The sequence below is a fragment of the Ruegeria sp. AL1 genome (genome assembly GCF_056540905.1).
Genome location: NZ_JBQFXP010000017.1, coordinates 40,188 through 65,725 on the forward strand (window position 1 = coordinate 40,188; position 25,538 = coordinate 65,725).

The following is a 25,538-nucleotide window of genomic DNA, read 5'->3' on the forward strand; positions in this document are numbered from 1 at the left end:
GACCGCATGCGGGCATCGCCGCCTGCATGCGGTCGTCAACTGACAAGGTGCGGATCGTGGCAGACCCGATACTGAGTATCTCCGACCTGACCAAAACCTTTCCCGGCGTGACTGCGCTTGATGGTGTGTCGCTTGAGGTGGGGCCGGCCGAGGTCCATGCACTGCTGGGCGAAAACGGGGCCGGAAAATCCACCCTGTTGAAAATCCTCAGCGGTGCACAGCCCGCCGACAGCGGTGAAATCGCGCTGTTCGGCACCCCTTTGCAAGTTGAAACCCCGCTGGAAGCGCGTGAGGCCGGGATCGTCACGATCTATCAGGAATTCAGCCTGATCCCGCCGCTCTCGGTTGCGGAAAACATATTTCTGGGTCGCGAACCAAGGGGTACCTTCGGCATCCGTCATGGTCAGATGCATCGCGATGCAAAACGGGCGCTGGACAGGATCGGCCTGACTATTTCGCCCTCGCGCTTGGTGAGCAGCCTGAGCGTGGCCGAGCAACAAATGGTCGAAATCGCCCGCGCTTTGTCGTTTGATTCCAAACTGATCATCATGGACGAACCGACCGCCGCGCTCAGCGGGTCCGAGGTGGATCGCCTATTGGACATCGTTCTGGAGCTCAAACGTCAGAACATCAGCGTCATCTATGTCACGCACCGTCTGGGCGAAGTGTTTCGCATTTGCGACCGCTATTCGGTACTGCGCGACGGGCAGCTTGTCGATATTGGCAACGTCGCGGACACCGATGAGGACGGGTTGATTCATTCCATGGTCGGGCGCGAATTTTCACATATTTTCGCCAAACGCACCACTGCGACGGGCGGAGAGGTTGCGCTCGAGGCGCGTGACTTGACCAGCATTCCCAATCTGCGCGATCCCAACGCCACGATGGTGCACGAGGTCTCGTTGCAGGCCAAATACGGTGAAATCCTTGGGGTGGCCGGGCTTGTGGGGGCGGGGCGCACGGAAACGGTGCGCATGTTGTTTGGCGCGGACGGGCGTCAGTCCGGTGAGATTCTTGTGGACGGTCAGCCGGTCGAGATCGACAGCCCCCGGCAAGCCATCAACGCCGGCTTGGGGCTGGTGACAGAGGACCGCAAGAAACAGGGCTGCTTTTTGGATCTGCCTGTGAACCACAATATATCGATCGCGTCCTTGGCCGAGCTGTCCAGCAAATTCGGACATCTCGACCTGGGCGCAGAAAACCGGCTGTTCGAGGAAAGCCGGGAAAAGCTGGACATCAAGGTTTCGGGCGCGCGGCAGGCGATCGGCAAACTGTCCGGGGGCAATCAGCAAAAGGCCCTGATCGCCCGCTGGTTGGCCAAGGCTCCCAAAATCCTGATCGTGGATGAGCCGACCCGCGGGATCGACGTGCGATCCAAGGCGCAGGTTCATGACATTCTGTTCGACCTTGCCGACCGGGGCACGGCGGTGATCGTGATTTCCTCGGAACTGCCCGAAATCCTGACTGTCTCGGACCGGATTCTGACCATGTCCGAGGGCCGGATCACCGGTGAGTTCCGGCGCGAGGATGCAACCGAAGAAACCCTGATGCAAAGCATGACGCCCGTGCAGACCCTGCCGAGCGAGACCCCAATTTCCGCAGGAGCCCGGCCATGAGCGACAACACCAGACAAGGAGAGACCGGTGCCAAGGCGGCCGTTCAGCAGGAAAACGAGGCCCGACCGATTGACTGGGCGGGCGTGCTGGCGAAACTGGCCCCGCTGATCTTTCTGGTGCTGCTGGTGATCGTCTTCACCTCGTATAATGAGCGGTTCCTGTCGACCCGAAACATCCTGAACATTCTGACCGAAGTGTCAATTTTCGGCCTTTTGGCGATCGGCATGACCTTCGTGATCCTGACCGCCGGGATCGACCTTTCGGTCGGCTCGACCCTGGCGGCCGCAGGGATTGTCGGCGCGGCGCTTGTGACAGGCGGGCAAACGGAATCCTTTTCCCTCGGCGGAGGAGATCAGGAAGCGCTGTGGTGGTTCTGGGCCTTTTCGGCGGCCATCCTGGTGGGAACGCTTGCGGGGCTGTTGCAAGGGGTCACGACTACTGTGTTCAACGTGCCGCCCTTTGTTGTGACGTTGGGCGGCATGTCGCTGTTCCGGGGCATTACTCTGTTGGTGGGCGATGGCGGACCGATCAGCGGCTTTGACGCGGGATATCGCTGGTGGGGTAGGGGCGATATTGCGGGCGTTCCCGTTCCAGTGGTCCTGTTCGTCAGCGGTACGATTCTGGCGTGGTATGTTCTGAATTACACCCGCTACGGCCGAAGTATCTACGCCGTGGGCGCAAACCCCGAGGCGGCGCGGCTGTCGGGGATCAACGTCAAGTTCGTCATCGCAAGTGTCTACACAATCACCGGCTTTTGCGCCGGGCTGGCCGGATTTGTCCTGTCCGCGCGCCTGAACTCGGCCGAGGCCGTGGCGGGCGTCGGGTTCGAATTGCGCGTGATCGCCTCGGTGGTCATCGGCGGCACCAGTTTGTTTGGCGGCGTCGGCTCGGTTCTGGGGACCGCGGCGGGGGCGTTACTGATCGGGGTTCTGCTCAACGGGCTGGTCATGCTGAACGTCAAACCGTTCTGGCAGCAGATCGTGATCGGCATCATCATCGTCGCCGCCGTTGCCTTCGACACATACATCAAATCGCGCAGCCGCAGTAGCTGATCGCGCCAACGGGAAGCCAGAGAAGAATGAAATTCAAAACAGACCTTGTCGGCGTGATCGGCAAACCGGTGTGGGACAATCCCAGCGAACCGATGGTGCAGGCGGCCTTTGACCATCACGACCTGCCGTGGCGCTATCTGACGCTGGAGGTCGATGAAAACGGGCTGGCCGCTGCGGTTCAGGGGCTGCGCGCCATGGGGTTTGCCGGGTTCAACTGCACCATGCCGCACAAGATCGCCGTGATGGATTGTCTGGATCAGATTGCCCCGTCCGCGTCATTGATCGGTGCAGTCAACTGCGTTGTGCGCAAGGGGGATCGCCTGATAGGCGAAAACACCGATGGGCGCGGTTTGGTTCGGGCGTTGCAGGATGTGGTGTCGCCGCAGGGGCTGAAGGTTACGATGCTGGGCGCAGGCGGCGCGGCCCGCGCCATCGCGGTGGAACTGGCCTTGGCCGGTGTGCGGCATTTGACGGTCGTAAATCGGGACACAGCGCGGGGGCAGGACCTGCTGGCCCGGCTGCAATCCGATGAACTGACTGCGCAGACCACGGGGCTCACTGCCGAATTCAGACCACTGGTCAGCACCATCCAACTGGACGCGGACACGGATGTTTTCGTAAATGCCACCTCGATTGGCATGTATCCGGATGCCGACGCCCTTGTTCCGCTGGATTTTGACAGCCTTCCGTCCTCGGCGCTGGTGATCGATGTGGTGCCCAATCCGCCGCAGACGCCTTTGCTCAAGCGCGCCGCAGACCTTGGGTGCCGCACCATCGACGGGCTGGACATGCTGATCGAACAGGGGCGCTATGGCATCGAGCTTTGGACCGGCGTCAGTCCCGACAAGGCCCCCATGCGGGACCGCCTGGAACAGGTTCTGTAACGGCTATCCCAAACTATTCAACGTTACGATTTCGAGCAGGAGAAAAACATGTCGGAACAGCTAACGGTCGTCGCGCATATCCGGGCCATTGACGGTCAGATTGAAGAAACCAGATCTATCCTGATGGGTCTGTTAGAACCTACCCGTCAGGAACCGGGGTGTATTGAATATTGGCTGCATCAGGACAACGAGGATCCGGCCGAGTTTATGTATTATGAAAACTGGGCGAACCGCGCGGAGTGGGACAAACACAACGCTTCTCCGCATCTTGAGGTGCTGTCCGATGCCAGGGACACGGTATTCGAGCTTCGCAAACTGCGCCTCATGTCGATGATCTCAACCGCCGACTCCGCCAGATGATCTGCTAATCCGGCGCTTTGATTGTGTCTGGAGGGTCGCAGAAAATCGTATTGAAAGGTTTTAAAAAGAGATTCTCTTAGGGAAGGGACTGATGAAGAATCCGACGATGGTCGATATTGCGCGCCATGCCTGTGTTTCGGCTGGCACAGCCTCGAACGTGTTGAACCGGCGTCCAGTGCCTTGCTCGACCGGTTGACCCACCATATCAGCATCCTGGAGACGAACGGAGGAAGCTGTCGTTTCGCACAGAGCAAGGCGCGGCAGAACTCCTAAGGCACAGAATAGATTGGTCCCGGCGGACCAAGACGCCTTGGCAACCGCCAGCTATTTGGGAGCGGGTTTGCCAAGGCACCGGTAACCCAAACAGTGGACAACTTTTGCTCCGCCAAATGGCCGTCTTTCTCATCGCCGTGGACAACGTTGGAGGCTGTTAGATATGGCTTTTGGCTGGACCACCTGGACCATCAAGGCAGGCTGAAAGTTAGGTCGCGATTATTCAAAGCTACTTTCGTTGATTGAAAGTACAACGAGAGGTCAGCATACGGTATGGACGGTTCTTTGTGCTTACCGAAGAATAGAGTCCAACTTGATAGGTACGTCATTGGCTAGTTGAAACCAATGCCGAAGGATTCTGACACTGAGTCAGTTAGATCTTTGCTTTGAAGATTTGAAATGCAATTGGGGCAGCAGCGATAACAATAAGAATCCTAATGATATGTGCGGTTGCGACAAACGCCACATCAGCGCCCATCGCTAGCGTCAACAGACTCATCTCAGGTAATCCGCCAGGCGCAAACGTCAGAAGTGTCTGTTTCAGATCCATACCTGTCTGCCAGGTCACAAAACACGCGCAAAGAACCGCGACTATCATCATGCCAGTTGTGGAGATGGTGGCCAAACCGATGTCCCGGCATATTTCGCGAAGCGGCACGCCGACAAATCTGCATCCGACAACGGTTCCCATTACAAGCTGGGCAAGGTTGACGGCCATCGTAGGTGGAGCGCTTCCGGTGAGGCCCGTGAGATGCACGATCGATGACAGAATCATGGGGCCGATGACGGGACCTGCGGGGAGTTTCAACTTCGGGGCAACCAAGGCACCGATCACAGCGCAGGCGATAAGTATGCCATAGTCGGCTAGATTCAGGTCTTCAAAAGCTACGCTTTTTGACGTTTGACCCGTCGAGCGAACATCGAAAAAGAACCAGAATATGAACGACACAACAGAAACAACGATCAGCACCCGACTTGCGTGAGCCAGCGCAATTCGTCGTTCGACACCTCCGGCTTCCGCACCGATCAGCATCATGTCATTCAATCCGCCAGGTGCCGACGAGAAATACGCAGTGACAGGATCAAACTGACCAAGCTTGGTGTACACGGCGAAAGCAACTGAAAACGCCAGCACGATAAAAATCGGGATGACGGCGATTGTGACGGCCCATTGAGAAATCTGCTCGAAAATCTCGGGGTGAAATCCAGAGCCCAGCATCACGCCAATGATTGGCATGATGACCTTTCGCAATTTGATTGGAGCCTGAACGGGCGCGCCAGCAATTGCGCCAATCGTAACCATGATCATTGATCCCAGCATCCATGGAAGAGGAAACCCGATGCTCGTAGCAAAGCCTGCGCCAACTAAGCCTATGGAAAGTGCAACGATTTTCCCGCTGTAGTGGCGCATGTTCTACCATTCAATAAAGTGGGTGCAGGTGGTCAGCTTCTTCCGGTGACACACTCTTCTGACTCGGAAGACCATTCCACACCCGGATCAATCGGGTAAATAGGGCGCGGTGTCTTCTTGAAGTCTATTCGGGACAACTCCGGAGAGGTCAGGCCCGGGCCGTCGATTTCCACAACGTGGTCAGGCGTGAAATACTCGTCGAAACCGGCCCTAAAATGGCCGCGGGATTTGACGACAATTGTGTTGAAATCGGCGATGTTCAGCCCGAAACGCTCGACGAATGCGGGTTCACACAATTGGCGACGAATGCTTGTGACCATGATCAGCACACCCTGGCACCGCAGAAGGGCGCATTGGCCAAGGTCTTGCCGCCCGCCCGCATAAAGGCCACGTCTGCAATCGACCGGGCCATCGGCCAGTTTCACGACGTCGACATCGGCTGTCAGATGGCCCGATTGCGTATCGGCTTCGGACCGGTTGAACCGGGCTTGAAATCTTACGCCCTCGCCATGTCCCGCTGCCTCGGCGGCGAGCTCGGGGTCAAAGAGCATCCCGACCAGAGCGTTTTCAACCCCTGCGTCGAGCATGGCCTGCAATATGGCCAACGTGTTGCCGCGACCTCCGCCGCCCGGGTTGTCCGCCACGTCTGCATAAATACGAGCGGTGCCCCTATCCGACATCAGGCGAACAGAATCGTCGATTGAGGTCAGGTTGATCCGGAACTCATGGCGCGCGTCCCAAAACGCCTGTCCGATAGCGCGCGCGGTTTTTAACGCGATCGCAGAGGTATCCGCCGTGACCGTGACATTCACACCGGCCTTCGACGAATCTCCGACGGAAAAGCCTGCGCATAATGACACGTTCCAGATCGGGCCGATGGCCTGTGTCACCGCTTGGTTCATAAGCCGCCCATATGGCCCACCTGTCGTATCCTGCGTGGTCGACGGCGGAATAAAGGGCAGGCGGACCAAGGCACGGCCTGTTTTTTCTCCGTTCAGCAGCCGTTTCATTGCAGCGGCTGCTTCCTGTCCCCGTTCGAACTGATCCACATGAGGATTGGTCCGATACGCGGCGATGAAATCCGCGCCCTCAATCATGGCCGGACTGACATGGGCGTGTAAGTCCAGCGTCACCGCCAGCGGGACACCCGGCCCGACAATTTTGCGGATCAGGGAGATCAGAGTCCCATCTGGGTCTTCGTCGTTGGTTGCGATGCAGGCCCCGTGCGCGTCCAGATAGACACCATCGACGTCGGCCGGAAGCTGGTCATGCACCGCTTGCAACAACTCGTCGAAGAATGGGCCGTCCATCATGCCGCCAGCCCCTGCGAATGCCGCGAAGACCGGCACGGGGTCAAACGCCCCGAAATCCTCTTGGAACCCTCTGATACCAGCCGAGGCGAGGGCAGGTCGTTCCGCGAGGTCCCGAGCGAAGTCTGTGCCGATGGCAAGGCGTTGAGCGGCAAAATCCGCGCGCGCAGTTATCGGTGCGGCACGATTGCTTTCCAGATGGAAATGGATCAGGGCGATACGGGGCAGGGTCATACGTCAGGCTTCACTTTGTGCGGGGTTTGGACAGGTCGGGCCCAAGGTCAGCGACCTTCCAGTGCGATAAGCAGGTCTGTTCGGGATCTTGAGCGGTGTTTCTTCAGTGCCGCGGCCGCTTCTTCGGCGCGACGTTCCATCGCCAGACCCATGATCTGCGCGTGTTCTTCATCAACCAATTGGACGTATTCGGGTTCGAATATCCTCTTAGGCAGCAGAATCCGGCGGTACCGCTCGGAATGCAGGCTGAGTGTCCGGATGAAGAACTGATGCCATTCCGAGGTATGTGCGCCGATCAGGGCCAGATGAAATTCCCGGTGGAAATATTCCCGCTCGATCAGAGAGGTTCCTTCCCGCGCGCGCTCGCGTTCCAGCCTGTGAAACGCCAGAACCATGCGTTCTTCCCACTCGGTATCCCCATGCTGGATCGCCTGAACGAAGGCCTGCGATTCCAGCTGGTCCCTTAGATCGAGCACTTCGACCAGATCCTCGGAGGACAGATCGCGGACGCTGAAACCGGTCATGCCTTTGGTTTGCACGAATCGCTCGCCCGCGAGCCGGTTCAGGACTTCGCGGCAGGATCCGGTGGAGCCGCCATACTCGGATGTTAGCTCGCGCACTTTCAGCTTTTGTCCCGGTTCAAGCTTTCCCGACCGGATGTCCTCAAGAATCGAATCATAAATTCGGTTCGTTATCGGTTCTTTGGCGGTCGAGGTCGCGGAGGTGGGCAAAATATCTGTGCGCATTCCTTGTGTTTAACATGTGATCGGGCATTAGAAAATAGTCGAATTTGAAATTGTTGACCGATAATTATGTTTCTGCTACAAATTTGTAGATCATCGAAATAATAGAAATGTTCGAACATATGATTGGACACTACGACATAGCCCCCATGCCGGACCAGATCGACGGCGAAATCTTGTCGATGCTGTCCGGTGTTTCGGTTGCAACGGTCGGTCATCTGACCTGGACCGGCTTTCTGGATCATCACCGCATCACGCCGCGCCAGTCCGACCAACGCATCATGGGAACAGCCGTGACGCTGCGGTTGCCCACGCCGGATTCGACTCTGTTGCATTATGCGTCGGGACGGGTGCGTCCCGGCGACATCGTCGTGATCGACCGGGCAGGGGATACCCGTTTGGCCTGTCTTGGTGGCAATGTAGCCTATGGGCTGGTGCAGGCGGGCGCGGCGGGTGCCATTGTCGATGGCCCGATCTGCGATCCCGACGAAATCCGCGAACATGACTTTCCGGTCTGGTCCGACGGTGTTTCGCCCATCACCACGCGTCGGACCGGCCCCGCAGGTAGCCTGAACCTGCCCGTCAACTGTGGCGGCGTTGTGGTTCATGCGGGCGATCTGATCATGGCCGACGATAGCGGAGTGATCTGCATCCCCCGCGCCCAAGCCGCAGAGCTCGCCAAAGCGGCGGCGACAAAAGAGGACACAAGCACCCAGCGCCGTGCGGACATGAAGGCCGGGGCAACGCTTGGCGCCTTGTCCGGTGCCGACGATCTTGTGGCGCAATACGCCGTGACCGTGGAGACAGCGCAATGACTGATCTTGCAGCAACCACCATTCTGAACGCCCGCGCAGCCGTCGCCGCCGACAAGCCCTTTCTGATCCCGGTTGGGTCGACGGAACCGCACGGGTGTTTTACGCCCATGGGGGATTACCGGCTGGTCGATGAACTGGCCAAGCGTCTGGCAAAGAAAACAGGTTGCATCACCGTACCAACGCTGCCTTTTGGTCATGCCACCTATTTTCAGAACGCCCCTGCAGGCATCGCCCTGTCTGCCGAGACATTTGCCGCCGTATTCTCGGAGATTGTGGACGGTCTCATTCGGGACGGCGTTCGGAATATTCTCGTTCTGAACGGGCATGGCGGCAATTCCGGGATCATCGCCAATCAGCTTCGTCTGGCACGCGCCAAGCACGGTATCATCATTCCGTCGGTTAATGTCTGGGGCAAGTTCGACGACGACGTGTGGAACCGCGCACAGCCCGAGTTTGGCATTCGCGCCAAGGGCCACGGGACCGAGCCGATGGGCTCGCTCAGCCGCTATCTGTTCCCCGATGACTGCCCCCCGCAGCAGGACGTGCATCGTGAAGGCAAAGGCGAGATGAACGGAATCCCCCTTGTCTCGATGCATCAGGGCAAGTTCGAGGATCTCGACGTAAACCTACCCGTTTATGCTGAGGACATCAGCGAAGACGCAAAAATCAACGGTGAAAACGTGCCGTTCAGTGCCGAGGCAGGCAAGATCTTCTTCGACGACATTCTGCATAAGCTGACCCGCTTTGTGGATGCTTACTTCAACCTCAATTCTGCGCATACCAATCAAGGGAGAACACCATGTACAGAACACTTAAAAGCGTAGCCGCAAGCGCGACAATCGCGCTGGCCGCTATGGCCGGTGCGGCAACTGCCGCCGACAACTTCCCGAACGGGCCGGTCACTATCGTTGTGGGCGCAAAACCCGGCGGCGGACTTGACACATTGTCCCGCATATTTGCGCCGGCTTTGACCGAAGCGCTGGATAACCAGCCCATCGTCGTCGCGAACCGTCCGGGTGCGGGTCAGTTGATTGGCCTGAAATTCACCAAACCTGCAAAGCCTGATGGCCAGACCGTCGTGATGATCTCGGGCTCGGCCATGATCGCAACCATGGTCAAAGAGACCGGCGTTGACGTTCTGAACGACTTCAAACCGGTCGCGCATGTTGCTGTGGCAAACCTGGCTGTTGTTGCACCCAAGGCGCGCAACCTGAACTCGGTTGCCGATCTGAAACAAGCCATTCTGGACGCGGACGCGGCAGGCGAACAGCTTCGCTGGGCCCATACCGGTAAAGGCTCGATCACCGATGTCGCCATGACCAGCTGGCTGCTGGCCAATGATCTGCAGGACAAGGTGCAGGACGTCCCGTTTGCAGGCGGCGCCCCGGCCCGTGCTGCGATCATCGGCGATCAGGTGGCCTTTGGCGTAGTTGGCACGCACCACTATCTGGCCAACCTCGACACCATGAGCGCAATCGGTGTCATGGCTGAAGAACGCGATGGTCTGGCCCCCGATATGCTGTCCTTCGCCGAACAGAATACCGAGTTCGTCGCCATGCCTGCACCTTACCTCGTGCTTGCCCCCAAAGACACCCCCGACGAGGTGATCGAGGAACTGACCGCCGCGTTCAAATTCGCCATCGATGACCCGGCGACGCAGGAAAAAGTCAAGAACGCGAACCTGAATGTCGTGTTCATGGATGGTGCAGAAACCCATGAGCACATGAAAACGCTGATGGACGCATGGCGCCCGACGACCGACTCGGTCGCTGGCTCGCTGTAAGAGCATCTTGATCAGGACCGGAGGCAGTACGCTGCCTTCGGTCAACGGAAATAGGGAGAGAGAGATGCCTAAGTGGCTTGATGGCGAGATCCTGTTCGGACTCTTCATGATCATTGTTTTTTTGGCGGGCGCGTATGATCTGCTGTCCGTTGGTGGCTTGGCCGGAATTGCGCAGGACAGCGGAGTGGCCTTTGCATTGGCCATCATCGTCCTGTCGGTCATCTTGCTGGCCGTGGTCATCCTGTCGCCCGCTGCACGTGCCAGTCTGGAAGAGCGTGAGGACCCGGATGCCTATTTTCCTTTCATGACACGGCGCGGTGTTCTGATTGGGCTGGTGGGCTGTGCCTATCCGATCCTCTTCTGGGCCGCCGAATACATCATCGCCACTACCATCGTGGGCTTTGTCGCGGTCAGCCTGTTTACCGGAGAATTCGGTCGCAAGCAGGCAACGATTGCGGTGTGTTTCACCCTGTTGTCATACCTTCTGTTCTTCTTTGTCCTCGGGATCACCGAAGGCGATGGCGCGCTGATTTCGACCGGGTTGAACGACAAGGTGCCCACATGGCGCCGCGACTTCTTTGCCGCGTTCTGAACGCATCCGAAGACCGATCAAAAGGAAATAGAATATGTCTCCATTCCTGGAAGGTATGTCGGCGTTCATCACCAGCCCCAGTGCGGTGATTGTCGCCATCATCGGTTCGGTTGCGGGTATTCTCGTCGGCGCCGTGCCCGGGCTGAGCGGTACAACCGCGGTCGCCCTGTTATTGCCCTTCTCGTTCTATCTGGATCCGCTGATTGCGTTGATCCTGATGTATACGATCTCAAAATCATCGGATTTCGGCGGCTCGATCCCTGGAATTCTGTTTAACACTCCCGGGACCCCTTCTGCGGCTGCGACCATGATCGAAGGTCATCCGCTGGCGCGGAAGGGCTACCCGGTCAAAGCGCTGCGCGCTGCTACGGCGGCGTCGGCAACGGGCGACTTCTTCTCGGAATGCCTGCTGATCTTTGGCGCGGCTTACCTTGCAGTTTACGCCGTGAAAATCGGCCCGCCCGAGCTGGTGACGATCTATATTCTCGCCTTTGTCGTGATCTCGTCGATCATTGGTGAATCGATGATCAAAGGAATCATCAGCACCTTGTTCGGCATCACTCTCGCTTTGGTCGGCTTCGACCCGATCTCGGGCAACCTGCGCATGACCTTTGACCAGCTGCCGCTGATGGATGGCCTGCCGCTGGTGCCAGCACTGATCGGTATCTTTGTGGTTGGCGAAGTGTTCCACCGGTTTGACGTTCGGGATTTCGGCGCGACCTCGCACAAGGATCAAAAGAACCAAAAGAACGAAGTCAGCAAACCGGACGATACTTTCGGCCTTGCGGATTATCTACGGGTTCTGCCGACGATCATACGATCCATGTTCATCGGAGCCTCGGTCGGCATGTTCCCCGGCATCGGAGCCTCGGTCGCGTCGTTCCTGTCCTTCGGCGAGGCCAGACGTCAGGCCAAGCCCGATGACGAATGGGGCGATGGCGAGGTCAAAGGCGTTGCAGCATCCGAGGCGGCCAACAATGCGACCTCTGGCGCGAACTTGATCCCGCTGCTGACGCTTGGGATTCCCGGCTCGACGCAGGCGGCACTGCTGGCCGGTGCGATGTTGATCCATGGCATCACCGTTGGGCCGCAGGTCTTCACCGAAGATGCCAACCTGATCTATGCGTTGTTCAGTGCCGGGCTGTTCTGCATCGTCGCCTACTTTGTTGTTGGCTTCTGGTTCAGCCCGATGATCGGTCGGATCATTCTGGCGGTGCCTGCGCGGATTACCTATTCGCTGATCCTGATGATTTCGGTCTCGTCGGCTTATGTGCTGCATTCGTCCTTGTTCGACGTGTGGATCATGGTTCTGTTCGGTGTCCTCGGCTATCTGTTTCGGCGCTACAACTACAACATCCCCGCCTTCATGATCGCCCTGCTTCTGGGCGGCGGCATGGAGCGTGCGGTGCGTCAGACCCAGCTGCTTGCCAATGACGGCCTCTGGATCATCTTCCAGCGCCCGATTTCGCTGACGATCCTGATCCTGACGGTGATCATGATCATCATGCGGATCAGAAAAGCCCGGATGAACAAGGCGCTTGCCGCCATTCAGGACGACTGATCCCAAACACAGCATCTGCCCTCTGCCATCGAACACAGGCAGAGGGCAGGGCCTTTTCCATGCATGAGGTTTCTTATGGCCATACCTTCTGAAATCGCCGCCTTTGCCGGTGAAATGACCAGCTGGCGCCGGCATCTCCATGCCCACCCCGAGCTGGGGTATAGGGAGTTCGAGACCTCGGACTTCGTCGCCCGGCACTTGACGGAATGGGGCATCCCGTTTGAACGCCTGACAGAGACCGGCATCGTCGCAACTCTGCGCGCAGGTGACGGCAACCGGGCCGTAGCCTTGCGAGCCGACATGGACGCGCTGCCGATGGAAGATCAGGGAGACGCGCCCTGGGCCTCGACCGTGCCGGGTGTCATGCATGGCTGCGGCCATGACGGGCATACCGCGACGCTGTTGGGTGCGATGAAATACCTGTCGCAGACGCGCCGATATTCTGGAACGGTTCATGCGATCTTTCAACCCGCCGAGGAAGGGCTGGCCGGGGCCAAAAGCCTGCTTGATGCGGGTCTCTTCGAGAAATTTCCTGCTGACATGGTGTTTGGCCAACACAACGACCCTTTGTTGCCCGAAGGTGTGATGAGCGTGGTCAAAGGCCCAACAATGGCTGCGTCCGACCGGTTTTCGATCAAGGTCACAGGCAAGGGTGGACACGCCGCGCGCCCGCATCACACCGTTGACCCTCTGATCGCCGGGGCGCAGGTTGCCTTGTCTCTGCAGACGATCCTCTCGCGCCGGATCGATCCACTGGAAAACGGCGTGATCTCGGTGACGCAGTTTCATGCCGGCACCACAGGCAATGTGATACCGGAAGTGGCCGAACTGCAAGGCACCGCCCGCAGCCTGACACCCGAGGTTCAGGACGAATTCGAAAGGCTGATTTCCGAGGTTGCCCGCAACGCGGCGGCAACGATGGGAGCCGAGGTTGCCGTCGATTACCGGCGCGGCTATCCGCCCGTGATAAACGCGGACACGCCGACTGATTTTGGCATGGACGCTGCCATTGCCGTTGTTGGCGGCGACAATGTGATGCTAAAGCGCCCTCCTGCGATGGGCGGCGAGGACTTTGCCTTTTTGGCGCAAGCGCGCCCCGGTTGCTTTGCCCGGATCGGCACCACCAAACCCGGTGAGACGGCCGTGCCGCTGCACAATCCGCGTTACGATTTCAACGATGATGTTCTGCCCGTCGGCGCGGCGTGGTTTGCCGAGGTCGTCGAGAACGTGCTGGCCCCGACCAGCATGCCCAACTGATATGAGCACCGTTCTGGAACGTATCGCGGATTGGTGCGTCTCGTACCAATCGACAGAACGTCAACGTGCCCTCGCAGCCGATGCGATCACGGACACGGTTGCATGCATGTATCTGGGGCGCGACGACCCGGCGACCCTCAGCGTGCGACAGGCCTATTTGTCGGGGTCGACCAGCGATGGCCCCGCGCGGTTCATTGGCGGCGGGCGGTCGGACGCCGCAATTGCCGCTGCAATCAACGGAACCGCGGCTCATGCGCTGGATTTCGACGACAATTTCCGACCCGCGCTCAGCCACGCTTCGGCGGTTTCAGTTCCGGCTTTGCTGGCAATCGGTGACGAACTCAACGCATCCGGCGCACAGGTTGTTGAGGTCTATCTGGTCGCGTTGCAAGTTCAAGGCCTGATTGGTGCGGGTGTTGTCCCCTCTCATTACACAGCTGGCTGGCACAGCACGTCGACAATCGGCACCATCGGAACGGCGGCTGGCGTGGCTTCGATGATGGGGTTTGACCGCGCGCAAATCGTGCACGCAATGTCGTTGGCTACCAGCTTCGCCTCGGGCAGCAAGGCCCAGTTCGGAGCGCCCGTCAAACCAATCCACGCGGGCATGGGCGCAAAGAATGCTATCGAGGCCGCCCGTCTGGCGCGGGCTGGCCTGTCCGGGCACGCTGATATCATTGAACGCGGGCAGGGGTTTCTTGAGCTTTTGGGCGGCAAAGACCCTCGTGGATACGGCGATCTCGACATTGTCCCAGACATGCCCCATTATATCGAAACCGCCGGTGTCATGCCAAAGCGGTTCCCCTGTTGCGGCTCAAGCCATATGGCCATCGACATGGCGCTGGATCTGCGGGACGAAGGGGTGACCAACCCCGAGAACATTGCTGACATCACGGTCAAAGTGCGCAAAGCAAACTTTCGGAACATGCCGTTCACGCATCCCGAAAACGAAATGGAAGCCCGGTTTTCGATGTCCTATTGCATCGCGCGCGCGGTGCGGGCGGGCCGGTTGAGCGTCACGGATTTCACCCCGGAAGGGGTGGCGACCCATGCGGAGGAACCGCTGCTGGATCGCATAAAGATGACCCACTACACAGCAGAGGAAGAAGCAGCCGAGGACTTTCTACCACATATCCTGACCGTGACACTCACGGATGGATCAAAGGTCGAGCGGGTTCGGCGAAATCCAAAAGGCAGCATCACCGAACCATTTTCTGAGTCGCAAAAACGAGAGAAATTCCTCGATTGCATAGATGGTCATGAAAATGCCGGTGACCTATACGACCGCTTGCAAGGCATCGCGAGCTTGAGTTCGTTGGACGCGCTCACACCTTTATTTCGCTGATATCACCAGATCCGTACAAGTTTCATTGAATGGCGGGGGCGTCTACACCTTCAGAACTAGTGTATGTCGCTGGTACTTGTTCGATTATGGCGGGAGCGTACTACGATGTTCTGGCTGGAGCTAACCCCTCCTGTGCAGCCCGTCAATTCAAGCATTGTGACGATGTGATTAACTGACTCCTGAGTTTGAAGTTAAAGCCTAGAGTTTGCATTCGATGCCTGCGCAATGAGCCGGTCACCTCAGCAACGTCCCCTCGTTCTCTGTCAAAAACCGTCTGATCTGGGGTTCGATCTTGGAACTGGCGGTCGGATATACACCCGTTTTGCTGACCGCATCGCGCGCCGAGGTTGCATTGCCGATGCGCTTCCAGATAGTCGGGGACGAAAACGGTGCAAGTCGAGGCCGCGTCGCCACGCCCGTGGTCAATCCCTTGATATGAACAATCTGTTGGCGATGGGCCGGATAAAGAATGGTCTCGGACAAAAACCCGTCATCGCTGAAAGCGCGTTCGAAAATGTAGATCCGGTTGCCGCGATATGCGGCCAGACCTGAGTAACGTGTCCGCTGTCGGATGTTGCCATTGGCATCCGTGGCGCGTTCAAAACTGTGAGTGACGACATAACCATCCTGTTCCCGCAGCCAGATCAGGGTTCGCAGAATGCCGCCCTCCCACGTGGGAGTACGAAAATGCCCGTGATAAAACCCCAGATAGCGGCGCAGGCCCCGGGCCTGATCCCGAAACACGTCACCTATCAGTTGTTCCGGAACACGGCGCGTAACCTTGTTTTGACGGATATGTCTTGCATGAAACGTGTCATGAGGCAGTAGTAGCTCTGCCTCGGCAATGCTGAAAAACCCAGCGATACGGCGCAAGTTAAAGGCCGAAGGCAGCCCGCCCCCGTTCAAATATCGGTTAAACTGCTGGCGGTTGATTCCAATCTCGCGGCAGACGGCTGATATGCTGGCAAATCGCGCGCAGAGCGCCCGCAGGTTTTTTGAAAAATCCTCGGCCATTGGTCCTGCTTCTTACACTGGTTGCTGCAGTTATGCGTAAACATACATACACTAGCATAAAATCGCTTACTTTCAACATGCCCCCCGATCGTGGTTATTTGCCCTAAAGCTGCGCATGAGACCGGGTGTCATGCGTATGCAATCAGAAAGCGGCAGAATGGCGGATGCGGGGTTTGGTCCCACGCTGCACACAACACGGCCCGGAAAGCCAAAGGGAGAACGACATGAAAATGAAATGGATGCAGGCGCCGCTGGATCGGCGCGGATTTCTGAAAACCGCCGCTGCGTTAGGTGCAAGCTCGGCGCTTACTGGTGTTTGGCCGGGACGGGCGATTGCGGCGGAAGACGGTGTTCTGCGTATCCGCTCGTATCGCGACATGCAGACGCTGGACCCGGCGCACTCCGAAGGCCAGAGCGATGAACAGATTCAGGCCCCGATTTACAACAAGCTGATCCAGTATAAACCCGGCACCGAGTGGGATTGGCAACTGGATGCTGCGGCCATGATCGAACAGGCTGACCCGACCCATATCAAATTCGCGCTACGCGATGATATCGGATTTACCAACGGGTTCGGCGCGATGACGGCGGAGGACGTGAAGTTCTCGTTCGAGCGGATCATTGACGAGGCCACCGGCAGCCCGAACAAGCCGGATATGGGCCCTCTCAGCCATGTCGAGGTGACGGGCGAACGGGAAGGAACCATTGTTCTGAACGATCCGTTTGCACCGCTCTGGTCCATTGCTCTGCCCTATATCACCGGCAATATCGTGTCGAAAGCGGCGGTTGAGGCCGCGGGCGGGCGGATCGGCACCGATCCGGTGGCAGAGTCTGGTCCTTATCTGCGGTCGGCTTGGAATCCGAAGGAAAAGACGGTTCTGACCCGCAACCCCGATTGGAAAGGGGATGCTCCGGCCTGGGATACGATAGAAATCCTGCCGATCGACGATGAAAATACCGCCGAGATCGCCTTTGAAGCCGGTGAACTGGATTTGACACGCGTGTCGCTGGGTTCGGTCGAACGTTATCGGGCAGGGGTGCCCAATGGCGGGACGCTGATCGAGAACCCGTCGCTGTATTATGTCTGGCTGGGCATGAACATGGATCATCCCAAGCTGCAGAACAAAAAACTGCGGCAGGCCATTCAGCACGCCATCGACGTGCCGACCATTCTTGAGGCGGCGTATTTCGGGGCCGCTGAGCCATCAACCGGGATCATCGCGCCGGGGCTGACCGGCAACCGTACCAACAGTCTGGTGCCACCGCAGGCCGATTTTGCCAAAGCGGCTGAATTGCTGGCAGAATCCGGTGAAACCAACGTGACCCTGACGCTGGATATCCTGAACAAGACCACCTACAGCACCATTGCGCAGATCATTCAGGCCACCTTGGGCCAGATCGGCATCACGGTTGAGGTGAATGTGCTGGAATCGGGGGCGTTCTGGGCCAGTGGCGACAACGAGAATCTGCAACTGATCCTGAACCGCTTCTCGATGACCCCCGACCCCTATTACGCGACCGCATGGTTCACGACCGAGCAGGCAGGTGTCTGGAACTGGGAACGCTTCCGCAGCGAAGAGTTCGATGCCGTTCACGACGCCGCCTTCCGCGAGACCGATCTGGCCAAGCGCGCCGAGATGTACCAGCGCGCGCAGGATCTGATGGAGGAAAGCGGTGCGTATCGGTTCATCACCCATGAGGCGACGCCGATCATCCATACCTCACGGATTGTGCCTGCATTGCGGCCCGATGGGACGACGTTGCTGCGGTATTTCGGCAAATCCTGATCAGGTGGGGCCGCAATGGCGTTTTATGTCCTCAGACGGTTCGCCCTTGCGGCCCTGATTCTTGTGGTTGCCGTCACCGCGATGTTTCTGATGATCCGCGCGGTGCCCGGCGACCCGGTCCAGATCATGCTGGGCCCGCGCGCCACGCCCGAGCTTCAGGCGCGGCTGACAGCCGAGCTGGGGCTGGACCAGCCGATCTGGAACCAGTTGTTGATCTTCTACGGCAACCTGCTGCACGGTGATCTGGGCGTTGACGTATTTTCGGGTCGTCCTGTCACCCAGATCGTGTTTCAGCAATTGCCGTTCACGCTGGAACTGATCTTTGCCTCAATCCTGTGGTCGGCCGTGCTGGGGATTGCAATGGGGGCCTATGCGGCGGCCCACCCCAACACTTTGATCGACCGGTTCGCAGCGGCTGTCTCCGTCAGCTTCGTGGCGGCCCCGTCCTTCGTGATCGCTTTGTTGTCGTTGCTGGTCTTCGCTGTCCACCTACAGTGGTTTCCGGCCATCGGAGTGGGTGACGGCTTTGTCGACAGGCTTTACCACGTTGCCCTCCCGGCTTTTGCCATCGGGCTTAGCTGGGTCGGCTATATCGCACGGCTGGTGCGCGCCTCAATGCTTGAGGTGCTGGGCGAAAGCCATATCCGCACGGCGCGCGCCTTTGGCCTGCGCGAGCAGAGGATCGTCATGGTCTACGCCCTGCGCATCGCCATCCTGCCGGTTGTCACCGTGATCGGCGTGGGAATGGGATTCCTGCTCAGCTCTGCGGTGTTTGCTGAGATCGTGTTTGCCCGGCCCGGGTTAGGCAAGCTGGTGATCGATTCCATCACCACGCGGAACTATCCGATTGTCATGGGCTCGGTCCTGGTGTCGACCGCGCTGTTTGTTCTGTCGACCGCTTTGGCGGATCTGATCAATGCCTGGCTGGACCCGCGGGCGCGGACGGCAGGCTGAGGGGGCAGGGATGACCAAACCAAGATCAGAACTGTCCACCATTCTGCGCGGGGTCGCCCGCGATCCGCTGGGTCTTGCCGGGCTGATCATCGTCGGCACCATCGTGTTCTGCGCTCTGTTTGCAGCCTGGATCGTACCTTATGACCCGGTTGCGCTGAACGTGACCCACCGGTTGCAAGGCCCCTCGGCCGAGCATCTGCTGGGCACGGACCAGCTGGGCCGCGATACGTTCAGCCGGGTGATCATGGGCGGGCAGGTGGCTCTTAAGGTCGCCTTGCCTGCAGTGTTCGGCGCGATGGTGATCGGGCTGACACTGGGGATGATCGCGGGATATGGCCCGAAGTGGCTGGACAACCTGCTGATGCTGTTCTTTGATACCATCCGCTCGTTCCCGACGGTCATGTTCGCGCTTGCGGTGGTCGCGCTGGTCGGGCCCAGCCTGCAAACGGTGGTTTTTGTGGTCATGGCGACCTCGATCCCCACTTATGGCCGGGTGGCGCGCACGCAGACGCTGACCTTACGCAACTCCGAGTTCATTCTGGCCGAGCGGTCGATGGGTGCCAGCATCTTCCGCATCCTCGGGGTGCATATGCTGCCCAATATCATCGGCGTGCTGGCGGTTCTGGCGGCAATGGACATCCCCACGGTGATCGCGCTTGAGGCCGGGTTGTCCTTTCTGGGGCTCGGGGTCAAACCACCGACGCCAAGCTGGGGATCGCTGCTGAAGGACGGATACGCATTGATCCGGCAGACCCCGTGGCTGGTCGTGGCCGGTGGCCTGCCGATCATTCTGGCCACGCTGGGCTTTACCTTTCTGGGCGAGTCCCTGCGCGATGTGGTGGATCCCAAACTGAGGAAACAGCGATGAGCACCCCTTTGCTGGAAATTGACGGCCTCAGTGTCGACTACGAAACGGTCCGGGGTGATCTGAAAGCCCTGCGCGACATCACGTTTGATATCAAACCGGGCGAGATCGTGGGCATCGTCGGCGAATCCGGCTGCGGCAAGTCCACGCTGATTTCTTCGATCCTGCGTCTGACCGCGCCGAACACGCGGTTCCGGCAGGGCGAAATCCGGTTCAAAGGGCGCGATCTGCTGGCCCTGTCCGAACGCCAGATGCGGGCGTTGCGGGGCGACGATATCTCGATCGTGTTTCAGGACCCGATGCAGACCCACAACCCGGTGCTGTCCATCGGGCAGCAGATGCTGGACATCCAGCATCGCTCGGGCGCGTCGAAATCCGAAAAACGCGCGCGGGCCGCAAAGATGCTGGGGGCTGTCGGTATTCCGGACCCCGAGGCCCGGCTGGCGCAGTTCCCGCATGAGTTCTCGGGCGGGATGCGGCAGCGCATCGCCATTGCCATGGCGCTGATGTCAGAACCCGATCTTCTGATTGCCGATGAACCTACAACAGCACTGGACGCCACGCTTGAGGTGCAGATCATTGAGCGGCTGAAAGACCTGCAACAGGATTTCGGCTGCGCGATCCTGTTTATCTCGCACCATCTCGGGGTGATCGCAGAGCTGTGTGATCGGGTGGTGGTGATGTACGCAGGCGCCGTTGTGGAGAGCGGCGAGGTACGTGAAATTTTCCACCACCCGAAACACCCTTATACCCGCCGTCTGATCGACTGCGATCCGGGCCATATCAAGACCCGAGCGCGCGTGTTGCCGACCATTCCGGGCGAGGTGCCCGATCTGGCCAATCTGCCCGGCGGCTGCATTTTCCGTGACCGCTGCGATCAGGCCATGCCACGCTGCGCTAGCGACGTCCCGCCGCTTGAACAGGTGCAGCAAGGCCATCTGGCCGCCTGCTGGCTGAACCATGCGGAGACCGCGACATGAGCCTGCTTGAGGTCGAAAACCTGCAAACCAGCTATGGCCGCGTCAATGTGCTGGCCGGGGTCAGTTTCAAGGTGGATCAGGGCGAAACCTATGCGCTGGTGGGCGAAAGTGGCTCGGGCAAGACCACGGTGATCCGCGCGATTGCAGGGCTGGCTCCGGCGCAGGCGGGCAATGTCCGGTTTGACGGGCAGGAAATACGTGGTCTGCCGGAACGGGCGCTACGTCCTCTGCGCAAAGACATTGCGATGATGTTTCAAGACCCGGTCGGCAGCTTATCGCCGCGCCTGACCATTGGCAGTCTGATCACCGAGCCTTACCGCATTCAGGGCCTGAAAGACCGTGATCTGCGGGCCGAGGCCCGGCGGCTGCTGGAAATGGTCAATCTGCCTGCGGATTTTGCGGATCGCTACCCCTATCAGCTGTCGGGCGGGCAGGCGCGGCGTGTTGGTGTGGCTCGTGCGCTGGCGCTGGAACCGCGCTTGATCTTGGCAGATGAACCCACCGCAGGGTTGGATGTGTCGGTTCAGGGCGAATTGCTGAACTTGCTGAACGACCTGCGTGAAAGGCTGGGGCTGGCAATGGTGATCATCACCCACAACCTGAACGTGGTACGCCATGTGGCGGACCGTATGGGCATCATGTATCTGGGTCGACTGGTCGAGGAAGGCACGACCGAGGCAATCTTTGACACCCCCCGCCACCCCTATACCCGCTGCCTGTTATCGGCCAACCCCGAACCCGATCCCGATGCGCGGCTGGAGCGAATTGCGCTCAAGGGCGAACCGCCCAGCCTGCTCAAGCGCCCCTCGGGCTGCGAGTTCCGCGAGCGCTGCCCGGTGGCCGGCGATATCTGCATGCAGACCCCCGTCTGGGAACAGGCAGATGGCCACGGTTTGCGCTGTCTGAAACCATTTTGAAATGACGAGACCCCAATGACCAACCCGGACGCCAAACTGTTTTTCAACGGCCCGATCCTGACCATGGATGCGCAGAACCCGGAATGTGAGGCTGTGCTGACCCGGGGCGGCGAGATCGCTGCGGTCGGAGCCGAAGAGGATTTGCGCGCCCGGATGCCTGCGGATACGCAAGAGGTTGATCTGAAGGGGCAAACCCTGATGCCCGCCTTTATCGATCCGCACGGGCATTTCCCCGATTCCGGTTTTGTCGAACTGTTCCGGGTGGATCTGTCCGCACCGCCACGCGGCGACTGTCTGGATATTCCCACAGCCCTGCGCCGTTTGGCCAACCGCGCCCGTCAGACCCCGAAGGGCGAGTGGATCATGGGCGTTCTGTTTGACAACACTGCCATTGCCGACCGCCGGATGCCCACCCGCGCCGAGCTGGATGCGGTGTCACGCGATCATCTGGTGTGGGTCATCCACGCCTCGGGCCACAACGGCGTTGCGAACTCGGCCGCGCTGGCGTTTCTGGGGGCCGACGCGCATACACCAGACCCGGTCGGAGGGCGTTTTGATCGCGACCCCGAGACCGGAGAACTAACTGGCCTGATCGAAGGTCTGTCTGCGATGGGGCCTTTGGGCGAGACCTGTTTCCTGATCGACCGTGTGCGTTTCCTGCAAGGATGCGCCGCCGCCCGTGACGAGTATCTGCAACATGGTGTGACCTTTGCGCAGAACGCCTGGGTCAATGCCGAGTTACTTGAGCATTTCGCTGCGCTGGCCGCGCAGGGTGATCCGGGTATCGGCCTGATGCTGTTGCCCATCGCGGAACTGGAACCCGCGTTGTCCGAAGGACGGACCGAGGTGGACTGGCAAGACACCCCGCATGTCCGCACCGGACCGCGCAAGCTGTTCTCGGATGGTTCGTTCCAGTTACAAACTGCATTTCTGAGTGAACCCTATCACGACGTTCGCAAGTCGGATTGTCCAAATGGCATGCCCTATATGGACCCCGACCTGTTCCGGTCTGAGGTTGTTCGACTGCACAGGCTTGGCTTTCAGGTCCATTGCCATTGCAACGGCGACGCCGGTGCCGAAATGTTCATCGATGCAGTTGAGGCTGCACTACTCGACTCCCCGCGCAACGATCATCGGCACACGGTCATCCACGGGCAGGTGCTGCGCGACGATCAGCTACAGCGTATGGCCCGACTTGGCATGACGGTCAGTTTCTTCTCGGCTCATGTGCATTTCTGGGGCGATCGGCATTACGACACGATCATGGGCCCCGAACGCGCCAACCGCCTGACCCCCGCCGGATCGGCGGAACGGTTCGGTGTGCGGTTCACCCTGCACAATGACGCTTCGGTTACGCCAACGCGACCCCTGCATCTGGCCCATTGCGCGGTGAACCGGCTGACGGCCTCCGGGCGGTTGCTGGGGCAGGATCAGAGGATTTCCGTGATGTCAGCGCTTAAGGCACAGACGATCGACGCGGCCTGGCAGGTCTTTCTCGAAAACGAACGCGGATCGATTGAACCCGGCAAGATGGCCGATTTGACAGTGTTGTCTCATAACCCGCTGCTGGCACCCGAACGCATAAAAGAGATTTTGGTCACGCGGACCTATAGGTGTGGGAAGCTTGTTTTTGAACAGGGCGGCGCATGTGAACGCAAGGCGAATATGCAACCGTTCGAAGCTAAGTGAACCGGATATGTCGCAAACTTTTGACTGTTGACGCCCAAGAACGCTGGGAGTGAATAGCTACGGATCTGTTGCGAAGCTTCTGACTGAACAAAGAGTTGACACCGAACCTGCGGCTTATGCCGCCAGTTCTACAAATTGCCGAAACGGACAGACTCCGGGCGTGATTTGACCTTTGCGGATCATGTGCGCCACTTCGATTCCGTTGAGGGTTTCCGCCGCTGAGGCGAACGCCTCGAACACTAGCATTGGCCGGATGCGTCTTTTGATGAAACGATGGTCTTGTTTCTTGATGTTGTTCAGATATTTCCGCCTCACCATCTCAATCGGGATCGGGCAGCCAAAGCCTTTCAGCATTTTGTTGATCGCCTTGATACCAGCTGAGTTGGCTCCGCTTTTGTCGATGACAATCTTTCGCGGTAGACCATTCACCTCCAACATCCGGGCGAAGAACTTTGTAGCGGCCGGTTTGTTTCGGCGTTGTGAAAGCATGAAATCGAGAGTTTTTCCGTGTTTGTCGACCGCTCGGTAGAGGTAAACCCATGATCCCTTTACTTTAATATACGTTTCGTCCACTCGCCAGGAGCGGACGAACGGTCTCTTTGGCCTGCGAGCAACATCGGCAATTGCACTAGCGTTTTTTGTCACCCAACGGTTCAGCGTAGTGTGATCTACCGCAACGCCTTGCTCGGACGTGATTTCTTCCAGATCCCGGTATGAAACATCGTATCGAAGGTAGAAGAATACAGCAAAGAGGATCAAATCCTTGGGATATTGTGCGCCCCTAAAGGAGACCATGAGCGGACTTTCGACTAGTTGGGACCGAAAGCCATCCGCACGCTGAACTCAAGCGCGTCAACAGCCGAAACTTTGCAACAGAACCCGATTGCCATGCCCGCCGGGTCACAGGGCGCATTTTGGGCGTTGCAACTTCCAGAAGGCGCTCGATTGGCGGATGCTCCAGGACCTGCTGGCCTAAACAGCCAGTTCTTCTCCACATAGGACGTTGTCCACGCGAATGGCGAACGTCTTGCCCCGCCATGCAATGATCTGGTTCAGTGTGCGGACAACGCGCTCTGAGGGTAAAGAGAAGTCGACCTCAATGGCCAGCCCCACGTTTTCTTCGCCGTCGTTAGCCCGACCAGCCAATCGGCGATCAACTCGTTTTCACCACTGAGCTTCGGCTGATACCGATAGCAAGTCTCGTTGATGCTGAAGGCCCGGCACGCCAAAGCAATGCTGGCTGATCGATAGCGAACAGCCCATTCGGCCATCTCTTTTCTTTGAGACTGCCTTGCCACTTTTCTCCAAGCGCCTCCTTGAGCAGATCGTTCTGCATGCTCTTCTCAGCATACATTTTCTTGAGCCGCTTGTTCTCTTAATCAAGTTCTTTCATACGCGCCATCAGGCTGGCATCCACCCCGCCATATTTGGATCGCCACTTATAGATGTTCGCCGTGCTCATTCCATGCTCGCGACACGAATCTGCAACCGGCACACCGTTCTCTGCCTGCTTCAGGATCGCCACAATCTACGCGTCGCTGTACTTCGATTTCTTCATCAGAACCTCCTCATTCAGCTTCGAGAAAATTCTACTTCTGCACCCCTAAATTTCGGGGGAATTACCCAATCGGTAGATTTCACTTTGTGGCCGATCCAGTGTGCACGCGCGATATCACCTTGCGACAAACCCTCGCTTTAGAGTGGTAAAAGTTCAATTATATCAATACCTTTTCAAGAATTGGCGCGCCGCATTTCTCCACTATTTCAGCGACAGTTTTCTCCCTTTGCAACGCTTGGAACGAGTTCCTGAACCATCCCTCAGCTCAGAATGGAAAGTCAATGTTGATTTATAAATAAATAAATGATTTATGTATGAACGAAAAGCGGAGGAATCAGGCTCTGCACGGTTAGGCGCGGCGCCGTAGCAGACAAACATGCCCAAAGACAAAATGCTCGCAAGCGCGCCGGGGATTGCGGCGCTGATTCTGAGGAACAGAGATCGAGAGACGACATGACCGAAGCACAGGGCCGTGTGGCCGGAAAGAAAGCACTGATTACCGCCGCAGGGCAGGGCATTGGCCGCGCGAGCGTCGAGA

The 25,538-nt window shown here is 58.5% G+C and carries 23 protein-coding genes and 2 pseudogenes; 18 read left to right on the forward strand and 7 right to left on the reverse strand.

Annotation, left to right across the window (positions count from 1 at the left end; genetic code table 11):
- The first annotated feature begins 56 nt into the window (after nt 1–56).
- From ACRZ9X_RS21360 to ACRZ9X_RS21380, 5 genes and pseudogenes are all read left to right on the forward strand, one after another.
- On the forward strand, nt 57–1,616 hold the full coding sequence (locus tag ACRZ9X_RS21360; protein WP_480522124.1) for a sugar ABC transporter ATP-binding protein: 1,560 nt from the start codon (nt 57–59) through the stop codon (nt 1,614–1,616).
- The gene (locus tag ACRZ9X_RS21365) at nt 1,613–2,668 is read left to right on the forward strand and encodes an ABC transporter permease (protein WP_480522125.1); all 1,056 of its coding nucleotides are present in this window, start codon (nt 1,613–1,615) and stop codon (nt 2,666–2,668) included. Before ACRZ9X_RS21360 ends, ACRZ9X_RS21365 begins: the two co-directional genes overlap by 4 nt.
- A 26-nt stretch (nt 2,669–2,694) precedes the next feature.
- Nucleotides 2,695–3,552, forward strand: a complete 858-nt coding sequence (gene aroE / locus ACRZ9X_RS21370) for a shikimate dehydrogenase (protein WP_480522126.1) — start codon at nt 2,695–2,697, stop codon at nt 3,550–3,552.
- Nucleotides 3,553–3,600: 48 nt separating this feature from the next.
- Nucleotides 3,601–3,912, forward strand: a complete 312-nt coding sequence (locus ACRZ9X_RS21375) for a putative quinol monooxygenase (RefSeq protein ID WP_480522127.1) — start codon at nt 3,601–3,603, stop codon at nt 3,910–3,912.
- A 171-nt stretch (nt 3,913–4,083) separates the two neighbouring features.
- A pseudogene (locus ACRZ9X_RS21380) lies at nt 4,084–4,185 on the forward strand (ATP-binding protein); the annotation flags it as partial.
- A 373-nt stretch (nt 4,186–4,558) separates the two neighbouring features.
- Here ACRZ9X_RS21380 and ACRZ9X_RS21385 read toward each other — a convergent pair.
- Genes ACRZ9X_RS21385 through ACRZ9X_RS21395 form a run of 3 tightly spaced genes read right to left on the reverse strand, consistent with a single transcriptional unit; the run spans nt 4,559 to nt 7,886 of the window.
- Nucleotides 4,559–5,596: an AbrB family transcriptional regulator gene (locus ACRZ9X_RS21385; protein ID WP_480522128.1), complete on the reverse strand. Its 1,038-nt coding sequence runs from the start codon at nt 5,594–5,596 to the stop codon at nt 4,559–4,561.
- 32 nt (nt 5,597–5,628) lie between these two features.
- Entirely contained in the window at nt 5,629–7,140 is a 1,512-nt protein-coding gene (locus ACRZ9X_RS21390; RefSeq protein ID WP_480522129.1) for a M81 family metallopeptidase, read from the reverse strand.
- Between the two features lie 47 nt (nt 7,141–7,187).
- Nucleotides 7,188–7,886, reverse strand: coding sequence for a GntR family transcriptional regulator (locus ACRZ9X_RS21395; protein ID WP_480522130.1), 699 nt, complete (start codon nt 7,884–7,886; stop codon nt 7,188–7,190).
- A 146-nt stretch (nt 7,887–8,032) separates the two neighbouring features.
- Between ACRZ9X_RS21395 and ACRZ9X_RS21400 the strand changes: the two genes are divergently transcribed.
- The 7 genes from ACRZ9X_RS21400 (at nt 8,033) to ACRZ9X_RS21430 (ending at nt 15,236) form a co-directional block, all read left to right on the forward strand.
- On the forward strand, nt 8,033–8,698 hold the full coding sequence (locus tag ACRZ9X_RS21400) for an RraA family protein (protein WP_480522131.1): 666 nt from the start codon (nt 8,033–8,035) through the stop codon (nt 8,696–8,698).
- Entirely contained in the window at nt 8,695–9,522 is an 828-nt protein-coding gene (locus ACRZ9X_RS21405) for a creatininase family protein (RefSeq protein ID WP_480522132.1), read from the forward strand. Before ACRZ9X_RS21400 ends, ACRZ9X_RS21405 begins: the two co-directional genes overlap by 4 nt.
- A complete protein-coding gene (locus ACRZ9X_RS21410; RefSeq protein WP_480522133.1) occupies nt 9,498–10,481 on the forward strand; it encodes a tripartite tricarboxylate transporter substrate binding protein in 984 nt (327 codons plus the stop codon). Before ACRZ9X_RS21405 ends, ACRZ9X_RS21410 begins: the two co-directional genes overlap by 25 nt.
- Before the next feature lie 64 nt (nt 10,482–10,545).
- Nucleotides 10,546–11,073 carry a hypothetical protein gene (locus ACRZ9X_RS21415; protein ID WP_480522134.1) on the forward strand — a complete coding sequence of 176 codons (528 nt, stop codon included), beginning with the start codon at nt 10,546–10,548 and terminating at the stop codon, nt 11,071–11,073.
- A 34-nt stretch (nt 11,074–11,107) separates the two neighbouring features.
- On the forward strand, nt 11,108–12,634 hold the full coding sequence (locus ACRZ9X_RS21420) for a tripartite tricarboxylate transporter permease (protein ID WP_480522135.1): 1,527 nt from the start codon (nt 11,108–11,110) through the stop codon (nt 12,632–12,634).
- A 75-nt stretch (nt 12,635–12,709) separates the two neighbouring features.
- The gene (locus ACRZ9X_RS21425) at nt 12,710–13,891 is read left to right on the forward strand and encodes a M20 aminoacylase family protein (RefSeq protein ID WP_480522136.1); all 1,182 of its coding nucleotides are present in this window, start codon (nt 12,710–12,712) and stop codon (nt 13,889–13,891) included.
- 1 nt (nt 13,892) lies between these two features.
- Nucleotides 13,893–15,236: an MmgE/PrpD family protein gene (locus tag ACRZ9X_RS21430; RefSeq protein ID WP_480522137.1), complete on the forward strand. Its 1,344-nt coding sequence runs from the start codon at nt 13,893–13,895 to the stop codon at nt 15,234–15,236.
- Nucleotides 15,237–15,470: 234 nt separating this feature from the next.
- Here ACRZ9X_RS21430 and ACRZ9X_RS21435 read toward each other — a convergent pair whose 3' ends face one another.
- Nucleotides 15,471–16,250: an XRE family transcriptional regulator gene (locus ACRZ9X_RS21435; RefSeq protein WP_480522138.1), complete on the reverse strand. Its 780-nt coding sequence runs from the start codon at nt 16,248–16,250 to the stop codon at nt 15,471–15,473.
- 224 nt (nt 16,251–16,474) lie between these two features.
- On the opposite strand from ACRZ9X_RS21435, the gene ACRZ9X_RS21440 reads away from it, so the two are divergent.
- From ACRZ9X_RS21440 to ACRZ9X_RS21465, 6 genes are read left to right on the forward strand one after another with little or no spacing between them, the layout of a single operon-like run.
- Nucleotides 16,475–18,037, forward strand: a complete 1,563-nt coding sequence (locus ACRZ9X_RS21440) for an ABC transporter substrate-binding protein (RefSeq protein WP_480522139.1) — start codon at nt 16,475–16,477, stop codon at nt 18,035–18,037.
- 15 nt (nt 18,038–18,052) lie between these two features.
- Nucleotides 18,053–18,991: an ABC transporter permease gene (locus ACRZ9X_RS21445; protein ID WP_480522140.1), complete on the forward strand. Its 939-nt coding sequence runs from the start codon at nt 18,053–18,055 to the stop codon at nt 18,989–18,991.
- A gap of 10 nt (nt 18,992–19,001) precedes the next feature.
- A complete protein-coding gene (locus tag ACRZ9X_RS21450; protein WP_480522141.1) occupies nt 19,002–19,859 on the forward strand; it encodes an ABC transporter permease in 858 nt (285 codons plus the stop codon).
- Nucleotides 19,856–20,836, forward strand: a complete 981-nt coding sequence (locus ACRZ9X_RS21455; protein ID WP_480522142.1) for an ABC transporter ATP-binding protein — start codon at nt 19,856–19,858, stop codon at nt 20,834–20,836. The genes ACRZ9X_RS21450 and ACRZ9X_RS21455 overlap by 4 nt, the downstream gene beginning before the upstream one ends.
- Complete coding sequence (locus tag ACRZ9X_RS21460; protein WP_480522143.1) at nt 20,833–21,753, forward strand: oligopeptide/dipeptide ABC transporter ATP-binding protein; 921 nt, start codon at nt 20,833–20,835, stop codon at nt 21,751–21,753. The genes ACRZ9X_RS21455 and ACRZ9X_RS21460 overlap by 4 nt, the downstream gene beginning before the upstream one ends.
- 15 nt (nt 21,754–21,768) lie before the next feature.
- Entirely contained in the window at nt 21,769–23,442 is a 1,674-nt protein-coding gene (locus tag ACRZ9X_RS21465) for an amidohydrolase (RefSeq protein ID WP_480522144.1), read from the forward strand.
- 114 nt (nt 23,443–23,556) lie between these two features.
- Here ACRZ9X_RS21465 and ACRZ9X_RS21470 read toward each other — a convergent pair whose 3' ends face one another.
- From ACRZ9X_RS21470 to ACRZ9X_RS21480, 3 genes and pseudogenes are all read right to left on the reverse strand, one after another.
- Nucleotides 23,557–24,237 (reverse strand): IS6 family transposase, encoded by a 681-nt coding sequence (locus ACRZ9X_RS21470; RefSeq protein ID WP_480522145.1) that lies wholly within the window; start codon nt 24,235–24,237, stop codon nt 23,557–23,559.
- Between the two features lie 207 nt (nt 24,238–24,444).
- Nucleotides 24,445–24,970, reverse strand: a pseudogene (locus tag ACRZ9X_RS21475) (transposase); the annotation flags it as partial.
- A gap of 231 nt (nt 24,971–25,201) precedes the next feature.
- The coding region (locus ACRZ9X_RS21480; protein ID WP_480522146.1) for a hypothetical protein at nt 25,202–25,538 on the reverse strand (337 nt) is incomplete at its 5' end.